Annotated in this window: 24 protein-coding genes; 15 read left to right on the forward strand and 9 right to left on the reverse strand. The window is 67.4% G+C overall.

Translation table 11 applies throughout. The annotated features are described in order from the left end of the window. The first annotated feature begins 126 nt into the window (after window positions 1-126). The 9 genes from AC07ZS_RS26345 to AC07ZS_RS26385 all read left to right on the forward strand — a co-directional run bounded on the left by AC07ZS_RS26345 (window position 127) and on the right by AC07ZS_RS26385 (window position 8,180). Window positions 127-696 (forward strand): glutathione peroxidase, encoded by a 570-nt coding sequence (locus AC07ZS_RS26345; protein WP_494801414.1) that lies wholly within the window; start codon window positions 127-129, stop codon window positions 694-696. Window positions 697-1,033: 337 nt separating this feature from the next. Then, complete coding sequence (locus AC07ZS_RS26350) at window positions 1,034-2,455, forward strand: NAD(P)/FAD-dependent oxidoreductase (RefSeq protein ID WP_494801415.1); 1,422 nt, start codon at window positions 1,034-1,036, stop codon at window positions 2,453-2,455. Continuing rightward, window positions 2,452-3,231 carry a DUF1365 domain-containing protein gene (locus AC07ZS_RS26355; protein ID WP_494801416.1) on the forward strand — a complete coding sequence of 260 codons (780 nt, stop codon included), beginning with the start codon at window positions 2,452-2,454 and terminating at the stop codon, window positions 3,229-3,231. Before AC07ZS_RS26350 ends, AC07ZS_RS26355 begins: the two co-directional genes overlap by 4 nt. Continuing rightward, window positions 3,228-4,457, forward strand: a complete 1,230-nt coding sequence (locus AC07ZS_RS26360) for a class I SAM-dependent methyltransferase (protein WP_494801417.1) — start codon at window positions 3,228-3,230, stop codon at window positions 4,455-4,457. Before AC07ZS_RS26355 ends, AC07ZS_RS26360 begins: the two co-directional genes overlap by 4 nt. A 10-nt stretch (window positions 4,458-4,467) precedes the next feature. Continuing rightward, a complete protein-coding gene (locus AC07ZS_RS26365; RefSeq protein ID WP_494801418.1) occupies window positions 4,468-5,022 on the forward strand; it encodes a chalcone isomerase family protein in 555 nt (184 codons plus the stop codon). Then, entirely contained in the window at window positions 5,019-6,335 is a 1,317-nt protein-coding gene (locus tag AC07ZS_RS26370) for an MFS transporter (RefSeq protein ID WP_494801419.1), read from the forward strand. The genes AC07ZS_RS26365 and AC07ZS_RS26370 overlap by 4 nt, the downstream gene beginning before the upstream one ends. 9 nt (window positions 6,336-6,344) lie before the next feature. Then, on the forward strand, window positions 6,345-6,884 hold the full coding sequence (locus tag AC07ZS_RS26375; RefSeq protein WP_494801420.1) for a DUF3833 domain-containing protein: 540 nt from the start codon (window positions 6,345-6,347) through the stop codon (window positions 6,882-6,884). An 83-nt stretch (window positions 6,885-6,967) separates the two neighbouring features. Beyond that, the gene (locus AC07ZS_RS26380; protein ID WP_494801437.1) at window positions 6,968-7,732 is read left to right on the forward strand and encodes an SDR family NAD(P)-dependent oxidoreductase; all 765 of its coding nucleotides are present in this window, start codon (window positions 6,968-6,970) and stop codon (window positions 7,730-7,732) included. Between the two features lie 7 nt (window positions 7,733-7,739). Next, window positions 7,740-8,180, forward strand: a complete 441-nt coding sequence (locus AC07ZS_RS26385) for a nuclear transport factor 2 family protein (RefSeq protein ID WP_494801421.1) — start codon at window positions 7,740-7,742, stop codon at window positions 8,178-8,180. 13 nt (window positions 8,181-8,193) lie between these two features. On the opposite strand, the gene AC07ZS_RS26390 is transcribed toward AC07ZS_RS26385, so the two are convergent. Beyond that, window positions 8,194-8,808 carry a glutathione S-transferase C-terminal domain-containing protein gene (locus AC07ZS_RS26390; RefSeq protein WP_494801422.1) on the reverse strand — a complete coding sequence of 205 codons (615 nt, stop codon included), beginning with the start codon at window positions 8,806-8,808 and terminating at the stop codon, window positions 8,194-8,196. Between the two features lie 126 nt (window positions 8,809-8,934). Between AC07ZS_RS26390 and purB the strand changes: the two genes are divergently transcribed. Together purB and AC07ZS_RS26400 are read left to right on the forward strand one after the other, a co-directional pair. Beyond that, window positions 8,935-10,362 carry an adenylosuccinate lyase gene (purB, locus tag AC07ZS_RS26395; protein ID WP_494801423.1) on the forward strand — a complete coding sequence of 476 codons (1,428 nt, stop codon included), beginning with the start codon at window positions 8,935-8,937 and terminating at the stop codon, window positions 10,360-10,362. Window positions 10,363-10,471: 109 nt separating this feature from the next. Beyond that, entirely contained in the window at window positions 10,472-11,137 is a 666-nt protein-coding gene (locus AC07ZS_RS26400) for an oxygen-binding di-iron domain-containing protein (RefSeq protein ID WP_494801424.1), read from the forward strand. Here the strand turns inward: AC07ZS_RS26400 and AC07ZS_RS26405 are convergent, their stop codons facing one another. After that, a complete protein-coding gene (locus AC07ZS_RS26405) occupies window positions 11,138-11,560 on the reverse strand; it encodes a DUF3717 domain-containing protein (RefSeq protein WP_494801425.1) in 423 nt (140 codons plus the stop codon). 409 nt (window positions 11,561-11,969) lie between these two features. Here AC07ZS_RS26405 and AC07ZS_RS26410 point away from each other — a divergent pair, with 409 nt between their 5' ends. Both AC07ZS_RS26410 and AC07ZS_RS26415 read left to right on the forward strand, forming a co-directional pair. Further along, entirely contained in the window at window positions 11,970-12,722 is a 753-nt protein-coding gene (locus tag AC07ZS_RS26410) for a TerC family protein (protein WP_494801426.1), read from the forward strand. Between the two features lie 94 nt (window positions 12,723-12,816). Then, window positions 12,817-13,167, forward strand: a complete 351-nt coding sequence (locus tag AC07ZS_RS26415; RefSeq protein ID WP_494801427.1) for a phage holin family protein — start codon at window positions 12,817-12,819, stop codon at window positions 13,165-13,167. 13 nt (window positions 13,168-13,180) lie between these two features. Here the strand turns inward: AC07ZS_RS26415 and AC07ZS_RS26420 are convergent, their stop codons facing one another. Beyond that, window positions 13,181-14,872, reverse strand: coding sequence for a M48 family metalloprotease (locus AC07ZS_RS26420; RefSeq protein ID WP_494801428.1), 1,692 nt, complete (start codon window positions 14,870-14,872; stop codon window positions 13,181-13,183). A gap of 57 nt (window positions 14,873-14,929) precedes the next feature. On the opposite strand from AC07ZS_RS26420, the gene moaC reads away from it, so the two are divergent. After that, window positions 14,930-15,424, forward strand: coding sequence for a cyclic pyranopterin monophosphate synthase MoaC (gene moaC / locus AC07ZS_RS26425; RefSeq protein WP_494801429.1), 495 nt, complete (start codon window positions 14,930-14,932; stop codon window positions 15,422-15,424). 63 nt (window positions 15,425-15,487) lie between these two features. Here the strand turns inward: moaC and AC07ZS_RS26430 are convergent, their stop codons facing one another. From AC07ZS_RS26430 to sucC, 6 genes are all read right to left on the reverse strand, one after another. Beyond that, window positions 15,488-16,030: a pilin gene (locus tag AC07ZS_RS26430; RefSeq protein ID WP_494801430.1), complete on the reverse strand. Its 543-nt coding sequence runs from the start codon at window positions 16,028-16,030 to the stop codon at window positions 15,488-15,490. 189 nt (window positions 16,031-16,219) lie between these two features. After that, a complete protein-coding gene (locus AC07ZS_RS26435) occupies window positions 16,220-17,023 on the reverse strand; it encodes a 3',5'-cyclic-nucleotide phosphodiesterase (RefSeq protein ID WP_494801431.1) in 804 nt (267 codons plus the stop codon). A 193-nt stretch (window positions 17,024-17,216) separates the two neighbouring features. Then, a complete protein-coding gene (locus AC07ZS_RS26440; protein WP_494801432.1) occupies window positions 17,217-17,846 on the reverse strand; it encodes an FHA domain-containing protein in 630 nt (209 codons plus the stop codon). Window positions 17,847-17,901: 55 nt separating this feature from the next. After that, a complete protein-coding gene (locus AC07ZS_RS26445) occupies window positions 17,902-18,687 on the reverse strand; it encodes a Stp1/IreP family PP2C-type Ser/Thr phosphatase (RefSeq protein WP_494801433.1) in 786 nt (261 codons plus the stop codon). Window positions 18,688-19,249: 562 nt separating this feature from the next. Then, window positions 19,250-20,143, reverse strand: coding sequence for a succinate--CoA ligase subunit alpha (sucD, locus tag AC07ZS_RS26450; protein ID WP_494801434.1), 894 nt, complete (start codon window positions 20,141-20,143; stop codon window positions 19,250-19,252). A 15-nt stretch (window positions 20,144-20,158) separates the two neighbouring features. Next, complete coding sequence (sucC, locus tag AC07ZS_RS26455) at window positions 20,159-21,319, reverse strand: ADP-forming succinate--CoA ligase subunit beta (RefSeq protein ID WP_494801435.1); 1,161 nt, start codon at window positions 21,317-21,319, stop codon at window positions 20,159-20,161. Between the two features lie 171 nt (window positions 21,320-21,490). On the opposite strand from sucC, the gene argC reads away from it, so the two are divergent. Next, window positions 21,491-22,402, forward strand: coding sequence for an N-acetyl-gamma-glutamyl-phosphate reductase (argC, locus tag AC07ZS_RS26460; protein WP_494801436.1), 912 nt, complete (start codon window positions 21,491-21,493; stop codon window positions 22,400-22,402). The last annotated feature ends 119 nt before the right edge of the window (window positions 22,403-22,521 follow it).

Consider the following 22,521-nt stretch of genomic DNA (forward strand, 5'->3'; position numbering starts at 1 on the left):
GGAAAGGGGCGGGGGGATAGGGGGGGAAGGCGAGGTGCGACGCCAGTCAAAAACAAACACCAAAGGGTGGTTTCCAGAAAAACTCCCACAATGCAAAGACGAACCCCGTCACCCCAGGAGCCCCCGATGCGCCGTTCCCACGCCCTTCTTCTCTTCCTGACGCTGGCACTCCCCAGCCTGACCACACCAGCCATGGCCGCCGAACCGGCATGCCCCACCCTCCTGCAGCATCGCTTCGACCGCCTGCAGGACGAGAAGCCCCAATCCCTGTGCCAATACACCGGCAAGGTCGTGCTGGTGGTCAACACCGCGAGCTTCTGCGGCTTCACCAAACAGTACGAAGGCCTCGAAGCGCTCTATGCCCGCTACCAGCCACAGGGACTGGTGGTGCTGGGCTTTCCCGCCAACGACTTCGGCAGCCAGGAGCCAGGCAACAACCAGGCCATCGCCGACTTCTGCGAAAACACCTTCGGCGTGAAATTCCCGATGTTCAGCAAGACCAGCGTGGTCGGGCGCGACACCAACCCGCTGTACCGCCAGCTGGCCGAAAAGACCGGTGACCACCCCCGCTGGAACTTCCACAAGTACCTGATTGGCCGCGACGGCCAGACCGTGCGCAGCTACGCCAGCGGCGTCGACCCCAAAAACCCCGCCCTCATCAAGGACATTGAAAAGTTTCTCTCGACCAAATTGTGACTAGTGAGTCACAATAAAACCATAGAGTACAAATCGTGAGTCCGCTGCCATGCCCCTGCTTCGCCTCCGCTGCGCTGAGCGCCAGACGCACAAAGTCTGGAACTTTTGGCGCGCGCGGGGCGTCGTAGCAAGCAGGTTGGCGCTGGCGCCAGCCCCCGATTCCGGTTTAGAACTGCGAAGCCTTCCGGGTCTCCATGACCCGGCTGCAATCCCGAGGCGCTTCTCCTCCTCCTCCCTCCCTCCCTTGTTCGTCTGGGGGCGCTTCGCAGTCTTTTGTATTGGCCCACGCGGCCGCCGCACCGCCCGGTGCGGGGCCCACCGGCCCTGAGGTCCGACCATGCAGCCGGACCTCGCTTTCCTCCACCCCTCCTCCGCGCGAGCCAGGCCCCGGCCTTCGCGCGTGGCCATCGTCGGCTCCGGCATTGCCGGCCTGGCCGCCGCCCACACGCTGCAGGGCCTGGCGGACGTCACGCTGTACGAGGCGGGCGATCATTTCGGCGGCCACACCCACACCGTGGATGTGACCCTGCCCGACGCGCAGGGCGTGCCGACCACCTTCGGCGTCGACACCGGTTTTCTGGTGCTCAACGAACGCACCTACCCCAACCTGCTGGCGCTGCTCGCCGCGCTGGAGGTGCCGATCGCCAGGTCCGACATGTCGTTCTCGGTGCAGGTGCCGGGCGCCGAGCCCGCAGGCAACTCGCTCGAATGGAGCGGGAGCGACCTGTCCTCCGTGTTCGCGCAACGGCGCAACCTGGCCAACCCGCGCTTCCTGCGCATGCTGGCCGACATCGTGCGCTTCAACCGGGTCACCACCCGACTGGCCGAGCGCGGCGACGACCTTCGGCCGGACAGCCCCCTGCTGCAGCCGCTGGGGGACTTCCTGCGCGAACAGCGCTTCTCCGACGAGTTCCGCGACTGGTACTTCCTGCCCATGATGGGCTGCATCTGGAGCTGCCCGACCGACCAGATGCTGGCCTTCCCGGTCGCCACCATGGTGCGCTTCTGCCACAACCACGGCCTGATCCAGGTCCGCAACCGGCCGCAGTGGTACACCGTCGCCGGCGGCGCGCGCCGCTATGTCAACAAGATCCTCGAAAGCGTCGGCGACCTGCGCCTGTCCACACCCGTGCAGCAGGTGCTGCGCGACGAGGCCGGCGTGCGGGTGGTCTCCCCGGGCCATGTGGACCGCTTCGACGCCATCGTGCTGGCCTGCCACACCGATCAGGCGCTGCGCCTGCTCGGCGACCAGGCCTCCACCACCGAACGCAAGGTGCTCGGCGCCATCCGCTACCAGCCCAACCGCGCCGTGCTGCACACCGATGCCTCGGTGCTGCCGGAAAATCCCCGCGCCTGGGCGGCCTGGAACTACGAGCGCGCGCCCAGCGCCGAGCGGGAGTCGGCCAGCGTCTGCCTGCATTACCTGATCAACCGCCTGCAGCCGCTGCCGGTGCCGCAACCGGTGGTGGTCTCGCTCAATCCGCAGCGCGAGATCAACCCCACGCAGGTGCTGGGTGAGTACGTCTATGAGCACCCGGTGTTCGACCTCGCCGCGATCCGGGCACAGGCCGCCGTTCCGGCCTTGCAGGGCCTGCGCCACACCTGGTTCGCGGGCGCGTGGACCGGGTACGGTTTTCACGAGGACGGGCTCAAGTCGGGTCTGCAGGCCGCGCGCGGCCTGATCGATGCGCATCTGCTGGTCCCCACGGCCAGCGAGCACGAACTGCGCAGGGCCGCGCTCCCCGGGGTGTTCGCATGAACGCCGTGGCGCTGCTCGGCTTCGGCCAGGTGCGCCACACGCGCCACCGGCCCCACCGCCACGCCTTCGCCTACGCCACCTGTTTCCTGATGCTGCCGATGCGCAGCCTTCGCGCGCACGGCCCCGGCGCGCTGGCGCGCAACCGCCGCGCCGCGCTGAGCTTTCACGACGCCGACCACGGCGATGGCCGCGCCGACAGCCTGGCCTGGCTGGACGAGGTGCTGCGGCAGCACGGCATCAGCGACGCGCAGGGCGAGGTCTGGCTGCACACCTACCCGCGTGTGCTGGGCCACAGCTTCAAGCCGGTGAGCTTCTGGTACTGCCATCGGGCCGACGGTTCGCTGCGCGCGGTGCTCGCCGAGGTGAACAACACCTTCGGTGAACGCCACTGCTACCTGCTCGATGCGCCGCGCTACGGTCAGCCCTGCGAAGCAGCCAAAGTCTTCCACGTCTCACCGTTCTGCCCGGTGCGTGGCCGCTACCGCTTTGTCTTCATGCGCACCGAAGGCCCCACGGCCCGCACGGTGGCCCGCATCGACTACTTCGACGGTCCTGACGACATGGCGCTGCTCAACACCAGCGTGAGCGGCGAGCTGCTGCCGCTGAATGCCCGCACCCTTCGCCGGGCACTGTGGTCCCTCTCGGCCATGGGACTGGGCGTGATCGCCCGCATCCATTGGCAGGCCCTGCGCCTGTGGATGCGCCAGGCCCCGTTCTTCCGCCAGCCACCCGCGCCTGGCGACTTCGTGACCGCAGCCGAGCCCCGCCAGCCATGACCATCACCACCGCCTCCCCCCGCTCCGTGGGCTTCGCATTGCCCCGCAACACGCCGGCCGCGGCGCGCACGACGCTGCAACTGCTGCAGCGGCTGGTGCATGGCAGCCTCACGCTGCAACTGCCCGACGGCTCGGTGCAGCGTTTCGGCCAGGCCGAAGGGCCGCACGCCAGCATGAAACTGCACAACTGGAACGTGTGCAACGCCACGCTGAAATCGGGCGACATCGGCTTCGCCGAAACCTACATCGCCGGCGACTGGAGCACGCCCCAGCTCACCGCCCTGCTGTCGCTCCTGGTGGCCAACCGCCGCGAGGTGGAGGACATGGTCTACGGCTCCTGGCTGGGCCGCCTGGCCTACCGGGTGCGGCACCTGCTCAACCGCAACTCCAAGGCCAACAGCCGCAAGAACATCCACGCGCACTACGACCTGGGCAACGCGTTCTACGGCCTATGGCTGGACGAGACCATGAACTACTCGTCGGCGTGGTTCGAGACGCCGGAGCAGCCGATGGAAATGGCGCAGCACGCCAAGGTGCGCCGCGCATTGCGTTTGGCGGGCGTGCAACCGGGCGACCGCGTGCTGGAGATCGGCTGCGGCTGGGGCGCGCTGGCCGAGAAAGCCACCACCGAATTCGATGCCTCGGTGGTCGGCGTGACGCTCTCGACCGAACAACTGGCGTTCGCTCAGCAGCGCATGCGGCGCATCGGCCGCGAAGACCGCGCCGAGCTGCGGCTGCAGGACTACCGAGACATCGACGACGCGCCGTTCGACGCCATCTGCTCGATCGAGATGGTCGAGGCGGTGGGCCGCGCGTACTGGCCGACCTACTTCCAGACCGTCGCCCGCCTGCTCAAGCCCGGGGGCCGGGCCTGCATCCAGAGCATCGTGATCGCCGACGCGCACTTCGAGCGCTACATCCAGGGCACGGACTTCATCCAGCAATACATCTTCCCCGGCGGCTGTCTACCCTGCCCGCGCGAGCTGCGCGCCCAGGCCGCGCAAGCCGGGCTCGAGGTGGTCGACGAGTTCGCCTTCGGGCAGGACTACGCGCGCACGCTGTCGATCTGGCGCGAGCGTTTCCTGCACGAGCAGGAAAGCGTGCTGCGGCTGGGCTTCGACCAGCGCTTCCTGCGCATCTGGGAGTTCTACCTCGCCTATTGCGAGGCGGCGTTCGAGCAGCAGAGCGTTGACGTCGTGCAGTTCACGCTGCGCAAGCCGGCGTGAGGCCCGCACCATGCCCCGCCCCGCCCTGCCTCTGGTCGTGGCCGCCGCCCTGCTGGCCAGCCTGCCAGCGGGCGCGCAGACCACCCCGCTGAGCACGGCGCTGCAGGAGCAGACCCGCACCGGCACCGCCCGCCTGCGCTATTGGGGTTTCGATGTCTACGACACCCGCCTGATGGTCGCCCGCGACTTCGACATCCAGCGGTTCGAGGACCAGCGCTTCGGCCTGGAGCTGAGCTACCTGCGCAGCTTCAAGGGCGCCGACATCGCCGAGCGGTCCATCGAGGAAATGAAAGGCCTGGCCCCGCTGGACCCCGCGCAGGCCCAGCGCTGGCAGCAGGCGATGAGCGCCCTGTTCCCCGACGTGCGGCGCGGCGACCGCCTCACCGGCGTGCACGTGCCGGGCAGCGGGGCGCGCTTCTACGTCAACGGCCAGTGGCTGGGCGAGGTGGCCGACGACGCCTTCTCGCGCCTGTTCTTCGGCATCTGGCTCTCGCCCCGGACCTCGCAGCCGCGGTTGCGCGAGGCGCTGATCCAGTCCCTGGGCGGCCCCCCGCGCACACCATGAACGAACCCGCCGCCGGTTTCATCGGCCCGGGCGCGTGGCGCCACGGCCTGCGCTACGGTCTGCTGGGCCTGCCGCTGGCCTTTGTGGCGCTGCCGCTGTACGTGGTGCTGCCCAACCACTACGCGCGCGAGTTCGGCGCGCCGCTGGCCGCCCTGGGCACGGTGCTGCTGGCCGCCCGCCTCGTCGATGCCGTGCTCGACCCCTGGATCGGGCGCGGGTGCGACCGCCTGTTCGCGCGCTCGGTCGCCGCGGTGCTGGGTGTGGCCGCGGCCGCCGCTGTGCTGCTCGCGGCCGGGCTGTGGGGCCTGCTGTTTCCACCGGCCGCGGTGCGCGAGGCTGGCAGCGTGGCCCTGCTCGGCTGGGCGGGCGGGCTGATGGCCCTCACCTATATCGCCTACAGCGTGATCTCGGTGGCCCACCAGGCCTGGGGCGCGCGCCTGGGCGGCGACGAAGCCCAGCGCAGCCGCGTGGTGGCCTGGCGCGAAGGCCTGGCCCTGCTGGGCGTGCTGATGGCCGCGGTGCTGCCCGCCACGCTGGGGCTGGGCGCCACCGCCTCGGCCTTCACCGTGTTGCTGGCACTGGGCTGGTGGGCCTGGAGCCGATCGGTCCGGCCCGTGACCGAAACCAGCGCCGCGCCGACAACGGGCCCGTCGCCGCTGCGGCAACCCGCGTTCCGCCGCCTGCTGGCGGTGTTCGTGATCAACGGCACCGCCAGCGCCGTGCCGGCCACACTGGTGCTGTTCTTCGTGCAGGACCGGTTGCAGGCAGCGCCCTCGATGGAGCCGGCCTTCCTCGCCACCTACTTTCTGTGTGCCGCGCTCTCGATGCCGCTCTGGGTGCGGCTGGTCGCCCGCCTCGGCCTGGCGCGCACCTGGCTGGTGGGCATGGGTCTCGCGGTCACGGTGTTCGTCTCGGCGGCCCTGCTCGGCCCGGGCGACGCCTGGCCCTTCCTGGCCGTGTGTGCGCTCTCGGGCCTCGCGCTGGGCACCGACCTCGCCCTGCCCGGCGCGCTGCTGGCCGGCCTGATCGGCCGGCTCGGTGAACGCGGCCAACGCGAGGGCGCGTACTTCGGCTGGTGGAACTTCGCCACCAAGCTCAACCTCGCGCTGGCGGCCGGCCTGGCGCTGCCGCTGCTGAGCGGGTTCGGCTACGCACCGGGCACGCGCGACCCCGCCGCGCTGCAGGCACTCACGGTTGCCTACTGCCTGCTGCCCTGCGCGCTCAAGCTGCTGGCCGCCGGCGCACTGTACGCGCTGGTCATCCGGCCCGAACAAGGTCGCGCCGACCCGCTTCATCCCCTGCCCACCCACTGAAGGACTGCCATGCAACGACGTCAATGCCTCGCCGCCGGCCTCGCGGGTGCGGCCACACTCGCGGGTTGCGCGGGACCCGAGGTGGCGCAGTACGCGGGCGAAAAACCGGTGCTCGACCTGCGCACCTACTTCAACGGCACGCTCGACGCCTACGGCATCTTCACCGACCGCTCGGGTGCCATCGTCAAGCGCTTCGTCGTGGTCATGCGCTGCCAATGGAACGGAGACGACGGCGTGCTCGACGAGGCCTTCACCTACTCGGACGGCACGGCGCAGAAGAGGGTGTGGCGCATGAAACACCTGGGCAACGGCCACTTCAGCGGCTCCGCTGACGACGTGGTGGGCGTCGCGCTCGGCGAGCAACGGGGCAACGCCTTCCGCTGGGGCTACACGCTGCTGCAACCGGTGGACGGCAAGACTTATGAGGTGCAGTTCGACGACTGGATGATCCTCATGGACGAACGTGTGATGCTCAACAAGGCCACGATGAGCAAGTTCGGCATCCGCCTGGGCGAGGTCACCCTGTCGTTCGTGAAGCGCCTGCCATGACCATCCCCAGGACGTTCATCGACGCGCCCCTGGCGCCGCCGCTGGCGGTGCGCGGTGCGCGCGGCTTCTCGCTGTTCAGGCCCATGAATCCCCCGATCCGCGATTGGCGCGGCCTGCGCGTGTGGTTGATCGGCGCCTCCAGCGGCATTGGCGAAGCCACCGCCGCGGCCTTGCACGCGCGCGGCGCCCAGGTGCTGGTGTCCGCGCGCAATGCGTCCGCGCTGAACGCGTTCGTGGCCGCGCACCCGGCCGCGCAGGCCTGGCCGCTGGACGTGACCGATGCCACCGCCGTCATGCGCACGACCTACCAGATCCTGGCCGAGGGCCCACTCGACCTGGTGCTGTACTGCGCCGGCCACTACAGCGAGATGCGCGCCACCGGCATGGACCTGGCCGACCTGCGGCGCCACGTCGACATCAACTACCTCGGCGCGTTGCACGTGCTCGACGCCGCCGTGCCCGCGATGGCGGCGCGCGGTCGCGGGCACATCAGCCTCATCAGCAGCGTGGCGGGCTTTCGTGGCCTGCCCAAAAGCCTGGCGTACGGCCCGACCAAGGCCGCACTCACCAACCTCGCGGAGACGCTGTACCTGGACCTGCAACCCCTGGGCCTCGGGGTGAGCGTGGTGCACCCCGGTTTCGTGAACACGCCCCTGACAGCCCGCAACGGGTTCGCCATGCCCGCCCTGATCACCCCGGCGCAGGCCGCGCAGGCCATGCTGGCCGGCTGGGGCCGGGGCGCGTTCGAGATTCACTACCCCAAGCGGTTCACGCGCTGGATGAAACTGCTGCGCCTGCTGCCCTACCGCGTCTACTTTTCGGCGGTGCGCCGCGCCACCGGGCTATAACCCGTACATGCCCACCGACACCCGCGCCGCCATCGACCACCTCTGCCGCTGGTTCGAGTCGCTCTCCCCCGACTCGCTCGCCCGGCTCGGCGAGTTCTACACGGCGGACGCGCGCTTCAAGGACCCGTTCAACGAGGTGCAGGGCATCCCGGCCATCGCGCGCATCTTCGAGCACATGTTCGAGAACCTGAACGAACCGCGCTTCGTGGTCACGGGCCGTCTGGTGGACGGCGCGCAGGGCTTCCTGACCTGGGAATTCCGGTTTCGGTTCCGGCGCTTCGACACCGTCACGGAGCAGGTGGTGCGCGGCGGCTCGCACCTGCAGCTCGCGCCCGACGGGCGCGTCAGCGACCACCGCGACTACTGGGACGCGGCGGAGGAGCTGTACGAGAAGCTGCCGGTGGTCGGCGGCCTGATGCGCTGGCTGAAGCGGCGCGCCAACGGCTGAGGCGCGATGCGCCTCAGCTCGGCTTCGTATCGACGAAGCTCGGGCGCTGGTGGAGCTTCTCGGCCAGGCGGGCCAGGTTGGGGTACTGAGCACGCCAGTCGATGGCGGCGAAGCGGAAGTCCAGGTAGCCCAGCGCGCAGCCCACGGCCACGTCGGACAGGCTGAAGTGGATGCCCGAACAGAACGCCTTCTCGCCCAGGCCCTGGCTCATGGACTTCAGGCAGGCATCGATCTTGGCGCGCTGGCGCTGGATCCAGGCCTCGCTGCGCTCGCCCTCGCCGCGGCCGGGCCAGGTGGCTTCGAGCCGGGCCAGCACGGCCGCATCGAGCAGGCCGTCGGCCAGCGCTTCCCAGGTCTTGACCTCGGCGCGCTCGCGGCCCTGCGTGGGGATCAGCTTGCCCACGGGCGACAAGGTGTCGAGGTACTCCACGATCACGCGCGAGTCGAACACCGCCTCGCCGCCCTCCATCACCAGGCAGGGCACCTTGCCCAGCGGGTTGGAGGTCATGATGGTGGTGTCGGCAGACCAGACGTCTTCCAGGATGAACTGGTAGTCCAGTTTCTTCTCGGCCATGACAACGCGCACTTTTCGCACGTAAGGGCTGGTGATGGCGCCGATGAGTTTCATGGGGGAGTGCAATGCTCGTTGGGACGTAGGAACACGATTCTAGCCAGCGCCAGACCGTCCCTCCGATCCGCAGGCGTGGCGCCCGGCGGTGGGTGCGCCCGCGGACGGGCCTCCTACAATCGCGGGATGCGTTCGACCACTTCCTCTCCCGCCTCGCCCGCCCACACCACCCCCGGCGCCCCCAGCACGATTTCCGCGCTCTCGCCGCTCGACGGCCGTTACGCCGGTCGCCTGGCCGGCCTGCGCCCCTTCATGAGCGAGCAGGGCTACATGCACCGCCGCGTGCAGGTCGAGATCGCCTGGTTCATCGCCCTGTCCGATGCCGGCCTGGCCGAGTTCAAGCCGCTCTCGCCCGGCGCGCGCACCTACCTGCTGGGCCTGGTGAAGAACTTCAGCGAAGCCGACGGCCAGGCCATCAAGGACATCGAGAAGGTCACCAACCACGATGTGAAGGCGGTCGAGTACTGGATCAAGTCGCGCTTCGAGGCACGCCCCGAACTGGAGAAGGCCGCCGAGTTCGTGCATTTCGCCTGCACCAGCGAGGACATCAACAACACCAGCCACGCCCTGCAACTCAAGGGCGGGCGCGACGCGGTGCTGCTGCCCGCGCTGGACGCGGTGATCGACAAGCTGCGCGAGATGGCCCATGCCTACGCGGCCGTGCCCATGCTCAGCCGCACGCACGGCCAGACCGCCAGCCCCACCACCGTGGGCAAGGAGATCGCCAACGTGGTGGTGCGCCTGAGCGCCGCGCGCGACCGCATTGCCAGCGTCAAGCTCCTGGGCAAGATGAACGGCGCGGTGGGCAACTACAACGCCCACCTGAGCGCCTGGCCCGAGTTCGACTGGGAAACCTTCAGCCGCAACGTGATCGAGCAGCCCGAGCCGCTCGGCCTGGGCCTGACCTTCCAGCCCTACAGCATCCAGATCGAGCCGCACGACTACATGGCCGAGCTGTTCGACGCGGTTGCGCGCACCAACACCATCCTGATCGACCTCTCGCGCGACATCTGGGGCTATGTGAGCCTGGGCTATTTCAAGCAGCGCCTGAAGGCGGGCGAGATCGGCTCGTCGACCATGCCACACAAGGTCAACCCGATCGACTTCGAGAACGCCGAAGGCAACCTGGGCCTGGCCAACGCGCTGCTGCGCCACCTGTCCGAGAAGCTGCCGATCAGCCGCTGGCAGCGCGACCTCACCGACTCCACCGTGCTGCGCAACATGGGCGTGGCCCTGGGCTACGCCGTGCTGGCCTACCACTCGATGGGCGTGGGGCTGGGCAAGCTCGAACTCAACGAAGAAGCCCTGGCGGCCGACCTCGACGCGTCCTGGGAAGTGCTGGCCGAGCCGATCCAGACCGTGATGCGCCGCTACGGCGTCTCGGGCGCCTACGAAAAGCTCAAGGAAGTCACGCGTGGCAAGACCGTGACCGCCGAGGCGCTGCACACGCTCATCCGCAGCCTGGACATTCCCCAGCCCGAAAAAGACCGCCTGCTGGCCATGACGCCAGGCAGCTACGTGGGCAAGGCCACCGAGCTCGCGCGCCGCGTCTGACACCGCGCAGGGCCAGGCACCTTCGCTTGATCTGGCTCAAACGGTCGGGAGCTCCGCCGATCTACAGTCCCGCGTGCGCGCTTGCGCGGGATTTCCGGAGCTCCAGGCCATGGCCATCGAACTGTTCAACCAAGATGGCCATGTCTGTCTGATGTTCACCCACCTCGCCGACGAAGGCGGCGAGGCGGTGCAGGCCAACCAGTTCCTCGTGATCCACGGCGACGCGGGCGCCGTCATCGACCCCGGCGGCAACATGGCCTACAACGAGCTGCTGTTGACCATCGGGCGCTACTTCCCACCCCACCGGCTGTCCACGATCCTGGCCTCGCACGCCGACCCGGACATCATTGCCTCGCTGGACCGCTGGATGACCAGCACCCAGGCCACGCTCTACATCTCCCGACTGTGGGAGCGCTTCGCGGCGCATTTCATGCACTCCGAGGGCAACTTCCAGTTCTGGGACCCGGTAAGCCGCATCCTTTTCTCCGGCGACCTGGGCGTGTCGCTCGGGTCTTCGACCGACGCGGGTCGAACGGTCACCTCGCTGGCCGCGCACATTCCCCGGATGGAGAGCTTCCACCGGCGCTACATGGTCTCGTCCAAGGTGCTGCGGCTGTGGGCGCAGATGGCCCGCACCCTGCCGATCCGCATGATCGTGCCGCAGCACGGCTCGCCGCTGGCCGGCGCCGCCGTGGGGGAGTTCATCGACTGGGTGAGCGACTTCAGCTGCGGCGTGGATCACCTGACGCAGGCGAACTACACCGTGCCCACCTGATCAGCGCCCGGAACCCGGCTCTTCCAGCGCGCGTTCGGCGTAGCGGTTGAAGCGCCAGGCATCGCCCTCGATGGTGATCCGCCGCCAGCTGGCGCGCTTCTCACCCGGGGTCATCTCGGTCCAGCGCTGCACTTCATCGAAACGGCGGCCGCAGCCCTTGCAGACCTCGTCGCCCTGGCTGGTCGAGCAGATGGCGATGCACGGCGTGTCGGGGGTGGTCTCGTACCAGGCCAGCCAGGCCTCGCGCGCCGCGGCAGGCAGGGTGGCTTCGTCGGCCTCGGTCTCGTGAAACCAGATCAGCAGCGCGTACACCTCGGCCAACGCGCGAAGCTCCTTGCACAGGGAAACGCCGTCCGGCGAGGGTGAGCGCTCACGCCAGTAGTTGATCGCGGCTTCGATGTCGGTGATGTGGATGCCGGCCATGGGGTGTGGATCATAAGCGCCGGCCAGTACCAGCCCCGGCGCTGTGGTAACTGCGTACCGGACCCGGACGCCGCGCGCGAACCTGGGCCGCTACAATCGCGGGGTTTCGAAGGGGAGTAGCTCTCCGTTCCGGCGCCCGCCGCCGGACCATCGCGTTGTCGTCAATACGAAGCCACCGCTTCCGGCAGCCCGGGCCCGGCAAGACCCTTGCCAGGCTGAGCAAGACCTTTGACAGGCCCCATGGGTCGATCAAGGCATGCCCGTCCCCTTCGTCAGCGCGTTTGCGCCATCGCGGGTGGTGATTCGGCGCCTTCCGATCGACCAGGGGGGTCGAGCATGAGAAGGCCGGGTGGACGCGAGGAGAATCCCTCTCGCCCCGCCCATTTGGACAAACGACAACGAGGCATTTATGGATTTCCTGACTTCGCCCGCGTTCTGGGTCGCCCTGGGACAGATCATCATCATCGACATCCTGCTGGGTGGCGACAACGCGGTCGTGATCGCGCTGGCCTGCCGCAAGCTGCCGCCCGCTCAGCGCACCAAGGGCATCATCTGGGGCACCTTCGGCGCCATCATCCTGCGCGTCATCCTGATCGCCTTTGCGATGACGCTGCTGACCGTGCCGTTCATCAAGCTCGTCGGTGCCCTGCTGCTGATCTGGATCGGTGTGAAACTGCTCGCGCCCGATGACGAAGCGCACGGTGATATCCAGGGCAGCGACAAGCTGTTCGCGGCCATCAAGACCATCATCGTCGCCGACCTGGTGATGAGCGTGGACAACGTCATCGCCATCGCCGGCGCCGCCCAGAACGCAGGCGAGCACTCGTTCCTGCTGGTGGTGCTGGGCCTGCTGATCTCCATCCCCATCATCGTCTGGGGCAGCACGATGGTCATCAAGCTGATGGCCCGCTTCCCGGTCATCATCACCCTGGGCGGCATGCTGCTGGGCTGGATCGCCGGCGGCATGCTGGTCACCGACCCGGCCTTCGTCACCCCCGACAAGTGGACCTTCATGCCCAAGCTCGGCACCGTGGATGAAAAGGGCATGGCCGTCATCTCCGACACGCTGTACTGGGCGGCCCACGTCGTGGGTGCGCTGCTGGTCCTGGCGCTGGGCAAGTGGATTGCCTCCCGCCGCCCGCCGGTGGTCCACGAAGGCTGATCCAGCTTTCCGAGGCTCCGATGCACAGGGCGGCGACCGAAAGGGCGCCGCCCTTTTTCATGCCCGGCGAAGAACCGGTGCTATGCTGCCCCGCATGAAACTCATCCTGACCTGGCTGCTCGCGGCCTGCGCGCTGCTGGTGGTGGCCTACCTCTACCCCGGCGTGCAAGTGCAGAGCTTCACTTCCGCCCTGATCGCTGCAGCCGTCATCGGCCTGTTCAACGCGGTGCTGCGGCCCGTCCTGGTGATCCTGACGCTGCCCGTCACGATCGTCACCCTGGGCCTCTTCCTGTTCATCATCAACGCGCTGATGTTCTGGGCGGCAGCGAGCGTGCTGGACGGGTTCCGCGTCAACGGCTTCCTGGCCGCGCTGCTGGGATCGCTGATCTATTCGGTGCTGATGCTGGCGGTGAACTCCGCCGTGCGCACGGTGCTGCCGCGCTGAGCCGGCCGGCGGACTACCGCTCCGATTCCTCGCGCACCGACTCGCGCAGTTGCGCCTCGACCTCACGGCGGCGGCTGTCCACGATGGCCAGCTCCATCCCGTCCGTGCGCTGCGCGGCCGGCAAGGCCTGGGCCGCCTTGAAGCGGTCCACGGCACCCCCGAAGTCCAGGTGGGCCGCACGCGCCTCGGCCTCGGCGCGAATGGACCTCAGCGTCTGCCCTTGCACCGCATAGGCCCGTGACAGCGTTTGCCAGGCCACCGCATCGCGCGGCTGCTGCGCCACCCAGGTCTGCAGGCGGCTGACCGCCCGCTGCGCTTGCCCGGTGGCCAGCGCGGCCTGCGCACCCAGCAGCGCACTGGCCCGCGAGGTGCCGCCCAGCGCCTGATCGCGCAACTCGGCCAGCAAGGTGGCCTGCGCGGGCGGCAGGGACGGCACGCCGCCCGCGACGGGGGACAGCAGGATGTCCAGCAACAGCGCATCCACCGTGGGGCGCGCCTCCGGCGCCACCGCCGTGCGCAGCGACTGGGCCAGCTCCAGGGCCAAGTCGCGCTGACCCAGCCGCAAGGCCGAGAGCGCGGCCGCATACCGATCACCCGGGGAGGCATTGGCCGCTCGCCCATTGGTCAGCCAGGCGCGCTGCCGGTCGGGGCCGTTTTCCGCCAACACCTTGGCGCGCGCCGACACCAGCGCGTGCACGTTGCGCGAGGGCATGGGCAGGCCCACGGCCGAGTGAGAAGCCCCTCGGGAGCCCGGCAAGTCCAGGCGCAAACCAGGGGAAGCCGAGGGCACCGCGGCCACCGGCACGGCGGCGCTCACCGGCCCCATCTGGCCGCCGGCCGCAGCGACCGGCCCCGACGGAATGCGCGAGCGCATGTCGGCCATGCGCTCGCCGGTCAAAGGGTGGCTGCGAAGGTAAGGGAACGAGCCGTCGTCGTAACGCGAGGACTGCTGCATCTTGTCGAACATGGTCACGAAACCCAGGCCATCAAAGCCCGCCCCCGTCAGCACCCCGAAGCCCACGCGGTCGGCTTCGCGCTCCATGTCGCGCGAGAAATTCAGCTGCGTCTGCGCGGCCACGGCCGAGCTGCCCGCGATCGCGGCCGTGGCCACCTGCGGGTTGGACCCGGCCGCCAGCGCGCCGAGGATCATGGCGGCCATCATCCAGGGCGCCATGCGCTCCTCCCGCGCCATCATGCGCGAGATGTGGCGTTGCGACACGTGGCTGAGCTCGTGGGCCATCACCGAGGCCAGTTCCTCGGGCTTGTCGGTGAGCGCCATCAGGCCCAGGTTCACACCGAGGTAGCCCCCCGGCAGGGCGAAAGCGTTGACGCGCTTGTCGCGCGACACCACCAGCTCCCAGGCCATGCGCTCGGCCAGTTCGGGCGGCACATCGCCCCGGTCGCGCGCGGCACCCAGCAACGGCTGCCACAGGGCCTGCAGGTAGTCGCCCAGCACGGGGTCGTCCAGGTAGTCCGGGTCGCGGTAGATGTCGCGCGCGATGCGGTCGCCCAGGCGCCGCTCGGCCGAGATGGACATGCCGCCGCCGTCGCCCAGGCTGGGCAACGAAGAAGTGGAGGTGCTGTCACGCACCGGCTGGGCGATCGAGGCTGGCACGGGCAACAGCATCGACGCCACCGCCAGCAGCCCCAGAGCCAGGGCAGAGCGTGGGACAGGGGGAAGCAGCGACTTCAGGAAAAAACGCATCCCCGTATGATGCCGCCAACGCCCAACGGTTCTGTAAAGCCCGCGAAACAAGCCCCCATGACCGATACAAAAACCCCATCCTCCCTGACCCACTTCGACGCCCAGGGCCAGGCCCACATGGTCGACGTGGCGGCCAAGGCCAGCACCCACCGGGTGGCCGTCGCCGAAGGGCGCATCACCATGTTGCCGGCCACGCTGGCGCTGATCCAGGCGGGCACCGCGAAGAAGGGCGATGTGCTGGGCATCGCCCGCATTGCCGGCATCCAGGCGGCCAAGAAGACCAGCGACCTCATCCCGCTGTGCCACCCGATCGCGCTGACCCGGGTGGCGGTGGAGTTCGACATCGAGCCCGAGGCCCACAGCGTGCACTGCCGCGCGACCGCCGAATGCACCGGCCAGACCGGCGTGGAAATGGAAGCCCTCTCGGCGGTGTCGGTGGCGCTGCTCACCGTCTACGACATGTGCAAGGCGGTGGACCGGGGGATGGTGATGGGCGGGGTTCGGCTGATGGAGAAGCGCGGCGGGAAAAGCGGGGCGTTTGTGGCTGGTTGAACGACCTGCGTCTTGAGAGACAAAAAAAAGAGCGCCGAAGCGCTCTTTTTTGTACTCACCCAATTAACGGCAAGTCGCGGGCAGGTACTTCTTGTTCAGCGTGCCGCCGCAAGTCCAGATCACGGCAGAAGCGGGAGGGGTGCCGGCCACCAGGGCAGAGGGTGCCACGGCGGGGATTGCGGGAGCGTAGTCGGCGCTGGCAGCCGCACCAGTGGCCGGGTCAGCCGGCGTGCCGACTTGGGCAACAGCGTCGCTACCACCGGAGGTGGGCGTCAGCGTCAGGGTGTTCGCGCCGGCAACACCACCAGCCTTGGCCTTCAGCGTGACGGTCACCGCGCCGTTGGTGCCATCCACAGCAACGGATTCAACGTTTTCGGTCGGCGAAGGAGGCGCCCAGCCGGAAGCAAAAGCCACACCGTTGGCGGCGTTTTCCGTCACGGTCGTCTTTGCGCCGCTGGCGAGCGTCACCGCTTCGGAAACGCGGGCGCGGATCGTGTAGTCCTGATATGCCGGCAGTGCCACGGCAGCCAGAATACCGATGATGGCCACCACGATCATCAGTTCGATCAGGGTGAAACCTTGTTGGAGGGAACGCTTCAGCTTCATGAGGAAACTCCTTGGAGACAGGGGTTGGGATAAGGACGGTTCCCTATCAGCAGACCCCGTGCCAACCTGAAATGCCCCCGTTTTAGAGGCCTTTTTCACGCTTTCGCTGCACGAAGTGACATTTGGTGACTCATGTGCCGGGATGCGACCGACATTTTTTGTCACTCCCGCCCCCGGGAACAGGATTTGTCACAGCTCGAAGGTCTGCCCCGCGCTGAGCCAGCGGATGTCGTGGCGCGCATCGCCTCCCACTGTGGGCGCTTCGTCAAAGCGCTGGATCTCTTCCATGATCAAGCCGGTCTCCGCCGGCTTGGTGTGGGTGATGTAGATCGGGTAACGCTGGTGGCCGTCGATCTGCGCCAGCTCCTGCGCGAGCAGGCCGGGGGCCAGATGCAGGCTGCGCTGCGCCAGCGCCTGCTCCCGATCGCTGAAGGCGGTTTCGATCACCAGCAGGGCCACGGGCAGCTGGTTCACACGCTGCCAGAACGCCGGGTTGCGCCCTGTGTCGCCACTGAACACCCAATGCCCCGACGCGCTCGCCGCGGCAAAACCCACCGCCGGCACCGTGTGCACCGCCGGCAGCACTTCGATCGCCTTACCGCCGACCTGCAACACCTCCCCGACCGAGATGGACACAAAGCGCATGAGCGGCATGTCCACGCTGGGAATGGCGGAGAAGTCGGGCCAGATCAGGTTGTTGAAGATGTGCACCTTGAGCGCGGCGATGGTGCCGGGCAAGGCGTGCACCTGCAAGGGAGCCGCGCCGCTGGCCATGCGCCGGGCGGCCACGGCATCGAGCATCAGCGGCAACGCGGCCACGTGATCAAGGTGTGAATGGGTGAGCAGGACGTGGTCAACCCGCGCCATCTCGTCCAGGGTCAGGTCCCCCACGCCGGTGCCGGCGTCGATCAGGACGTTGTCGTCAAGCAGGAAGGAGGTGGTGCGGCAGCCCTGGGCGATGGCTCCGGAACACCCCAGTACGCGGACCCTCATTGGCGGCTTTGGCAGTGGCATGACCGGGATCGCCGGCCCATCGGGTGGGAAAACAGGCTGCATGGACCCTCTCGGGTCGGAACGGCAACCGACTGCCGAAGGCTACCCGTTTGACCAGGCGCCGGAAAGGACTTTTTTGGCATTTCTGCCGATGAGCGCAACACCCGGCCCGAGGGTCTGGCCCGGGTGGGTCTCAGTGCTGGACAAACTGCATCTGCGTGCCGGCCAGTTCCAGCAGATCGCCATGGTGCAGGTTCACGGCATCGGTCCCGATGGCACTGCCGTTGACGGTCGGTTTCTGCGTGCCTTCCACGAGGGCGACCACGTAACCGTGAGGCCGGCGCGTGATGGCCGCCACGGCCACGCCGGGTTTGCCGATGGTGGTCACGACCTTGACCAGGGGCACTTCGCGGCCGGCCGCCGTGCCGGACATGACCTTGATCGCAGCGTTGCCCAAAGGGGCGCCATGCGAGTCGCCGGCTTCCACCACGGAGCCGGCGTTGATGACGGTGGTCTTTTCGTAGCTCTCGCTCGCGCCTTCGTGCACGAACTTGATCTTGTACTTGCCGATCTCGACGGCATCGCCGTTCTGCAGCTGCTGCTTCTTGATCGCCTTGCCGTTGACGTAGGTGCCGTTGGTGCTGTTGAGGTCTTCCAGAAACACGTCCATGCCGGACATCTGCATCACGGCATGCTCACCGCTGACCGCGAGGTTGTCGATCACGATGTCGTTGTAAGGACGTCGGCCCAGCGTGGTGCGGTCTTTCGTGAGTTGTACTTCTTTGATGACGACACCGTCGATGGAAACGATCATTTTCGGCATGGCCGACTCCTCTGGTACCTATTGGTTGAATTCTGAATCTGAAGTGCGCAGCCGACTACTTGCCGAGCATCCGCGAGAGCAGGCCTTTGCGGATCGGCTTCGATCGAGCATACGCCAGTATCACCGAAATATTGTCGCGCCCGCCGCTGTCGTTGGCCCCGTCCACCAGCGCCTGCGCCTTTTCCTCCAGTGTGCCCGCCGTCAGAAGAATGGCGGCAATGCGCTCGTCGCTCATCATGTCGCTGAGCCCGTCGGAGCAGAACAGATAGAGGTCTTCGTCTTCCACCCGGTATTCGTTGACTTCCAGCAACACCGTGTCTTCCACCCCCAGGGCACGGGTGACCAGGTTCTTGTGGGTGGCGTACTGGGCCTGCTCCAGCGAAATCAGCCCGGCATCGATCTGCTCCTGCAGCAGGGAGTGGTCGCGCGTGATCTGCACGAAGCTGCCGGTGCGCAGGCGGTAGCAGCGCGAGTCGCCTACATGACCGATCATGGCCCGGGCGCCATGGAACACCCCCATGACCAGGGTGGTGCCCATGCCGGCGTATTGCGCGTTGGAATTCGCGGCGTTGAAGATGGACCGGTTGGCGTTGTCGATGCAGATCTCCATCGCGCGCTTGAGTTCGCGCGCGCTGGCCTCATGCCCGCCCTCCGACATCCAGCGCCCGAGTTCGGTCCGGATGAAGGTGGTCGCCATGGCGCTCGCGACTTCCCCCGCGTTGTACCCGCCCATGCCATCGGCCAGCACCACGATCTGGTTGTCGGGATCGAGGGCCACGGAGTCCTCGTTGTTGTCCCTGACCAGACCCGGATCTGTCAGACAAAAATACTCAAAAATCATATTGTTGGATTTATAAGCGGATATCGAAGCGGGCAGTCTCGGGCTCGGGCGACGAAATCGGTGTCCACGTGACAACTCTGGCAAGCACCGCGTTTTCATGGCGGCGCCCGTTGGAGGCGGGCACACCATGAAGCGCCAGGGCGGCGATGGGCTTGCGGGAGTCTGCGGCGATTTCGAGCCCTGTCTGGCACCTTTCCGCGGGTGATTCCGGCAGGGTCCTGCTCAGTATATCGGCCCGTTCCCGCCGCCATTCAGGGCATCTTTCACGCTCTTCGCAGGCGCGTGCCATCCGCCGGCCTCGGCCTTGCAGGGGTCTCGTCTTGCGGGTGGACACGTTGCGCATTCTCCGGGTGGGTTCGCCTGCAGGTCGCCGCGAACTGCCCGAAGGTCAGAGAGAAGCGCACCGTCGGTGCCGGCAAGAGCGCCGGCAGCCTGGATGTTGCATTTTGTTGCAACCGGCTTCGACGGAGCAAGCGCCTTTGTGGGTTCGGCGCCTCAATTCCCGAACAGGCATAAAAAAAGGCAACGCAAGCGTTGCCCTTTTCACACCCTGTGGGGTGGCTCAGAGTTGAGCCTTGAGCAGTTTGCCCAGTTCCGAAGGGTTGCGGGTGATGATGAAGCCCGACTCTTCCATGACGGCGAGCTTGGCATCGGCCGTGTCGGCGCCGCCGGAGATCAGCGCGCCGGCGTGGCCCATGCGCTTGCCGGGAGGCGCGGTCACGCCCGCGATGAAGCCCACCACGGGCTTCTTCATGTTGGCCTTGCACCAGCGGGCCGCGTCGGCCTCGTCCGGGCCACCGATCTCGCCGATCATGATCACGGCGTCGGTGTCGGGATCGTCGTTGAACGCCTTCATCACATCGATGTGCTTCAGGCCGTTGATGGGGTCGCCACCGATGCCCACGGCGGTCGACTGGCCCAGGCCCACTTCCGTCAGCATGGCCACGGCTTCGTAGGTCAGCGTGCCGGAGCGGCTCACCACGCCGATGCGGCCCTTGCGGTGGATGTGACCGGGCATGATGCCGATCTTGATTTCGTCGGGCGTGATCAGGCCGGGGCAGTTGGGGCCCAGCAGCAGGGTCTTCTTGCCGCCGGCGGCTTCCTTGGCCTTCATCTTGTTGCGCACTTCGAGCATGTCGCGCACAGGAATGCCTTCGGTGATGCAGATCGCCAGGTCCAGGTCGGCTTCCACGGCTTCCCAGATGGCGGCGGCGGCGCCTGCGGGCGGCACGTAGATCACCGACACGGTGGCGCCGGTCTGCGTCGCGGCTTCCTTGACGGAGGCGTAGATCGGGATGTTGAAGATCGACTCGCCGGCCTTCTTGGGGTTCACGCCCGCCACGAAGGCGTTCTTGCCGTTCGCGTATTCCTGGCACTTCTCGGTGTGGAACTGGCCCGTCTTGCCCGTGATGCCCTGGGTGATGACCTTGGTGTCTTTGTTGATGTAGATGGACATGTGTGTTCTCCGGGCTTACTTGACGGCAGCAACGATCTTGGTCGCCGCTTCGGCCATGGTGTCGGCGGCGATGATGGGCAGGCCGGATTCGGCCAGCAGCTTCTTGCCCAGCTCTTCGTTGGTCCCCTTCATGCGCACCACCAGCGGCACGGACAGGTTCACGGCCTTGCAGGCGGTGATCACGCCGGTGGCGATGGTGTCGCACTTCATGATGCCGCCGAAGATGTTGACCAGAATGCCCTTGACGTTGGGGTTCTTGAGCATGATCTTGAAGGCTTCGGTCACCTTCTCGGCCGTGGCGCCACCGCCCACGTCCAGGAAGTTGGCAGGCTCGCCGCCGAACAGCTTGATGGTGTCCATGGTGGCCATGGCCAGACCGGCGCCGTTGACCAGGCAGCCGATGTTGCCGTCCAGGCTGATGTAGGCCAGGTCGAACTTGGAGGCTTCCACTTCGGCCGGATCTTCTTCGTCCAGATCGCGGTAGGCCACGATTTCAGGGTGGCGGAACAGCGCGTTCGCGTCGAAGTTGAACTTGGCGTCCAGCGCCATCAGGTTGCCCTTGGAGTCGCAGTTCAGCGGGTTGATTTCAACCAGCGACGCGTCCGTGTCCATGTAGCACTTGTAGATCTTGGCGAAGATGTCCACGGCCTGGTCGACGGAAGCACCGGTCAGGCCGATGGCCGCGGCCACCTTCTTGCTCTGCTCGACGGTGATGCCGGCCAGGGGGTCGATCATCTCGGTGATGATCTTTTCGGGCGTGGCGTGCGCCACTTCCTCGATGTCCATGCCGCCTTCGCTCGAAGCGATCAGGGCCACCTTCTGCGTCGCGCGGTCGGTCACCAGCGACACGTACAGTTCGTTCTTGATGTCGGCGCCGTCTTCGATGTAGAGGCGGCGAACCTTCTGGCCTTCGGGGCCGGTCTGGTGCGTCTTGAGCTGCATGCCCAGGATCTCGCCGGCCAGGCGCTTGACGTCGTCGACCGACTTGGCCACCTTCACGCCGCCACCCTTGCCACGGCCACCGGCGTGGATCTGGGCCTTGACCACCCAGATCGGGCCGCCGAGCTTTTGAGCGGCTTCCACCGCCTCTTGCACCGTAAACGCCGCAATGCCGCGGGGCACGGGCACACCAAACTGGCGCAAGATTTCCTTGCCTTGGTATTCATGGATCTTCATGAGGTGTCTCTCAGGAACAGGTAAAAGAGTGACGGCCGAACCGGGGTGGCCGCGAGGTGGGCACTGAAAACAGCAACCCGGGACTGTATCATGGTGCAACGCACCAAAAGCGCGCGTTCGACGCGCGGGTCTGGTAATACCCCTGAATCCAACTGACAAGGCAGAGCGGCCATGGCCAAGGTTTTCATTGACGGCGAAGCAGGCACCACCGGGTTGCAGATCCGGGAACGCCTGCAGGGCATGCCCCAGATCGAGCTCGTGAGCATCGCACCGGAGCGCCGCAAGGACCCGGTCGCCAAGCGCGAACTCATGGCGCAGGTCGATCTGGTCATCCTGTGCCTGCACGACGACGCGGCGCGCGAGTCGGTCGCCATGATCGACGCCCTGCCCGGCCGGCAGCCCAAGGTCATCGACGCCTCCACCGCCCACCGCACCGCACCGGGCTGGGTGTTCGGCTTCCCCGAACTGGCCGCGGGCCAGCGCGATGCGGTGGTGAACGCCCGCCGTGTGGCCAACCCGGGCTGTTATGCCAGCGGCGCCATCGCCCTGCTGCGTCCGCTGGTCGACGCCGGCCTGCTGCCCGCCGATCATCCGGTCTGCCTGCCCGCCGTCAGCGGCTACTCGGGCGGCGGTCGCACCATGATCGAGGCCTACGAAAAGGGCGAAGCCCCGGCCTACGAGCTCTACGCACTGGGCCTCAAGCACAAGCACATCCCGGAGATCCTGGCCTACACGGGCCTCACGCGCCGGCCCATCTTCGTGCCGTCCGTCGGCAACTTCGCACAGGGCATGCTGGTGCAGCTGCCTCTGCACCTGGACACCCTGCCCAACCAGCCCACGCTGGCCGATCTGAACGCGGTGTATGCCAAGCACTATGCGGGCAGCGAATGGGTGAGCGTGCAGCCGGCCACCGAGGACGGCAAGCTCGACGCGCTGGCCTTGAACGACACCAACCAGCTCGAAATCCGCGTGTTCGGCAATGCCGAGGCCCGGCAGGCCGTCGTGGTGGCCCGGCTCGACAACCTCGGCAAAGGCGCCAGCGGCGCAGCGGTGCAGAACCTCAAGCTGATGCTCGGCCTGTAAGGCCTTCGGGTTGTCGAAACCCGGCGCCCTGGTTCGTCGTCTTCTCTGACGGCGCCGGGCTTCGGCGTGGTCACCGCCGAACGCCCAGGAGCCCCCATGCCGACCCACCCGCCCAAGAC

The organism is Hydrogenophaga sp. GW456-12-10-14-TSB4 (assembly GCF_059424305.1).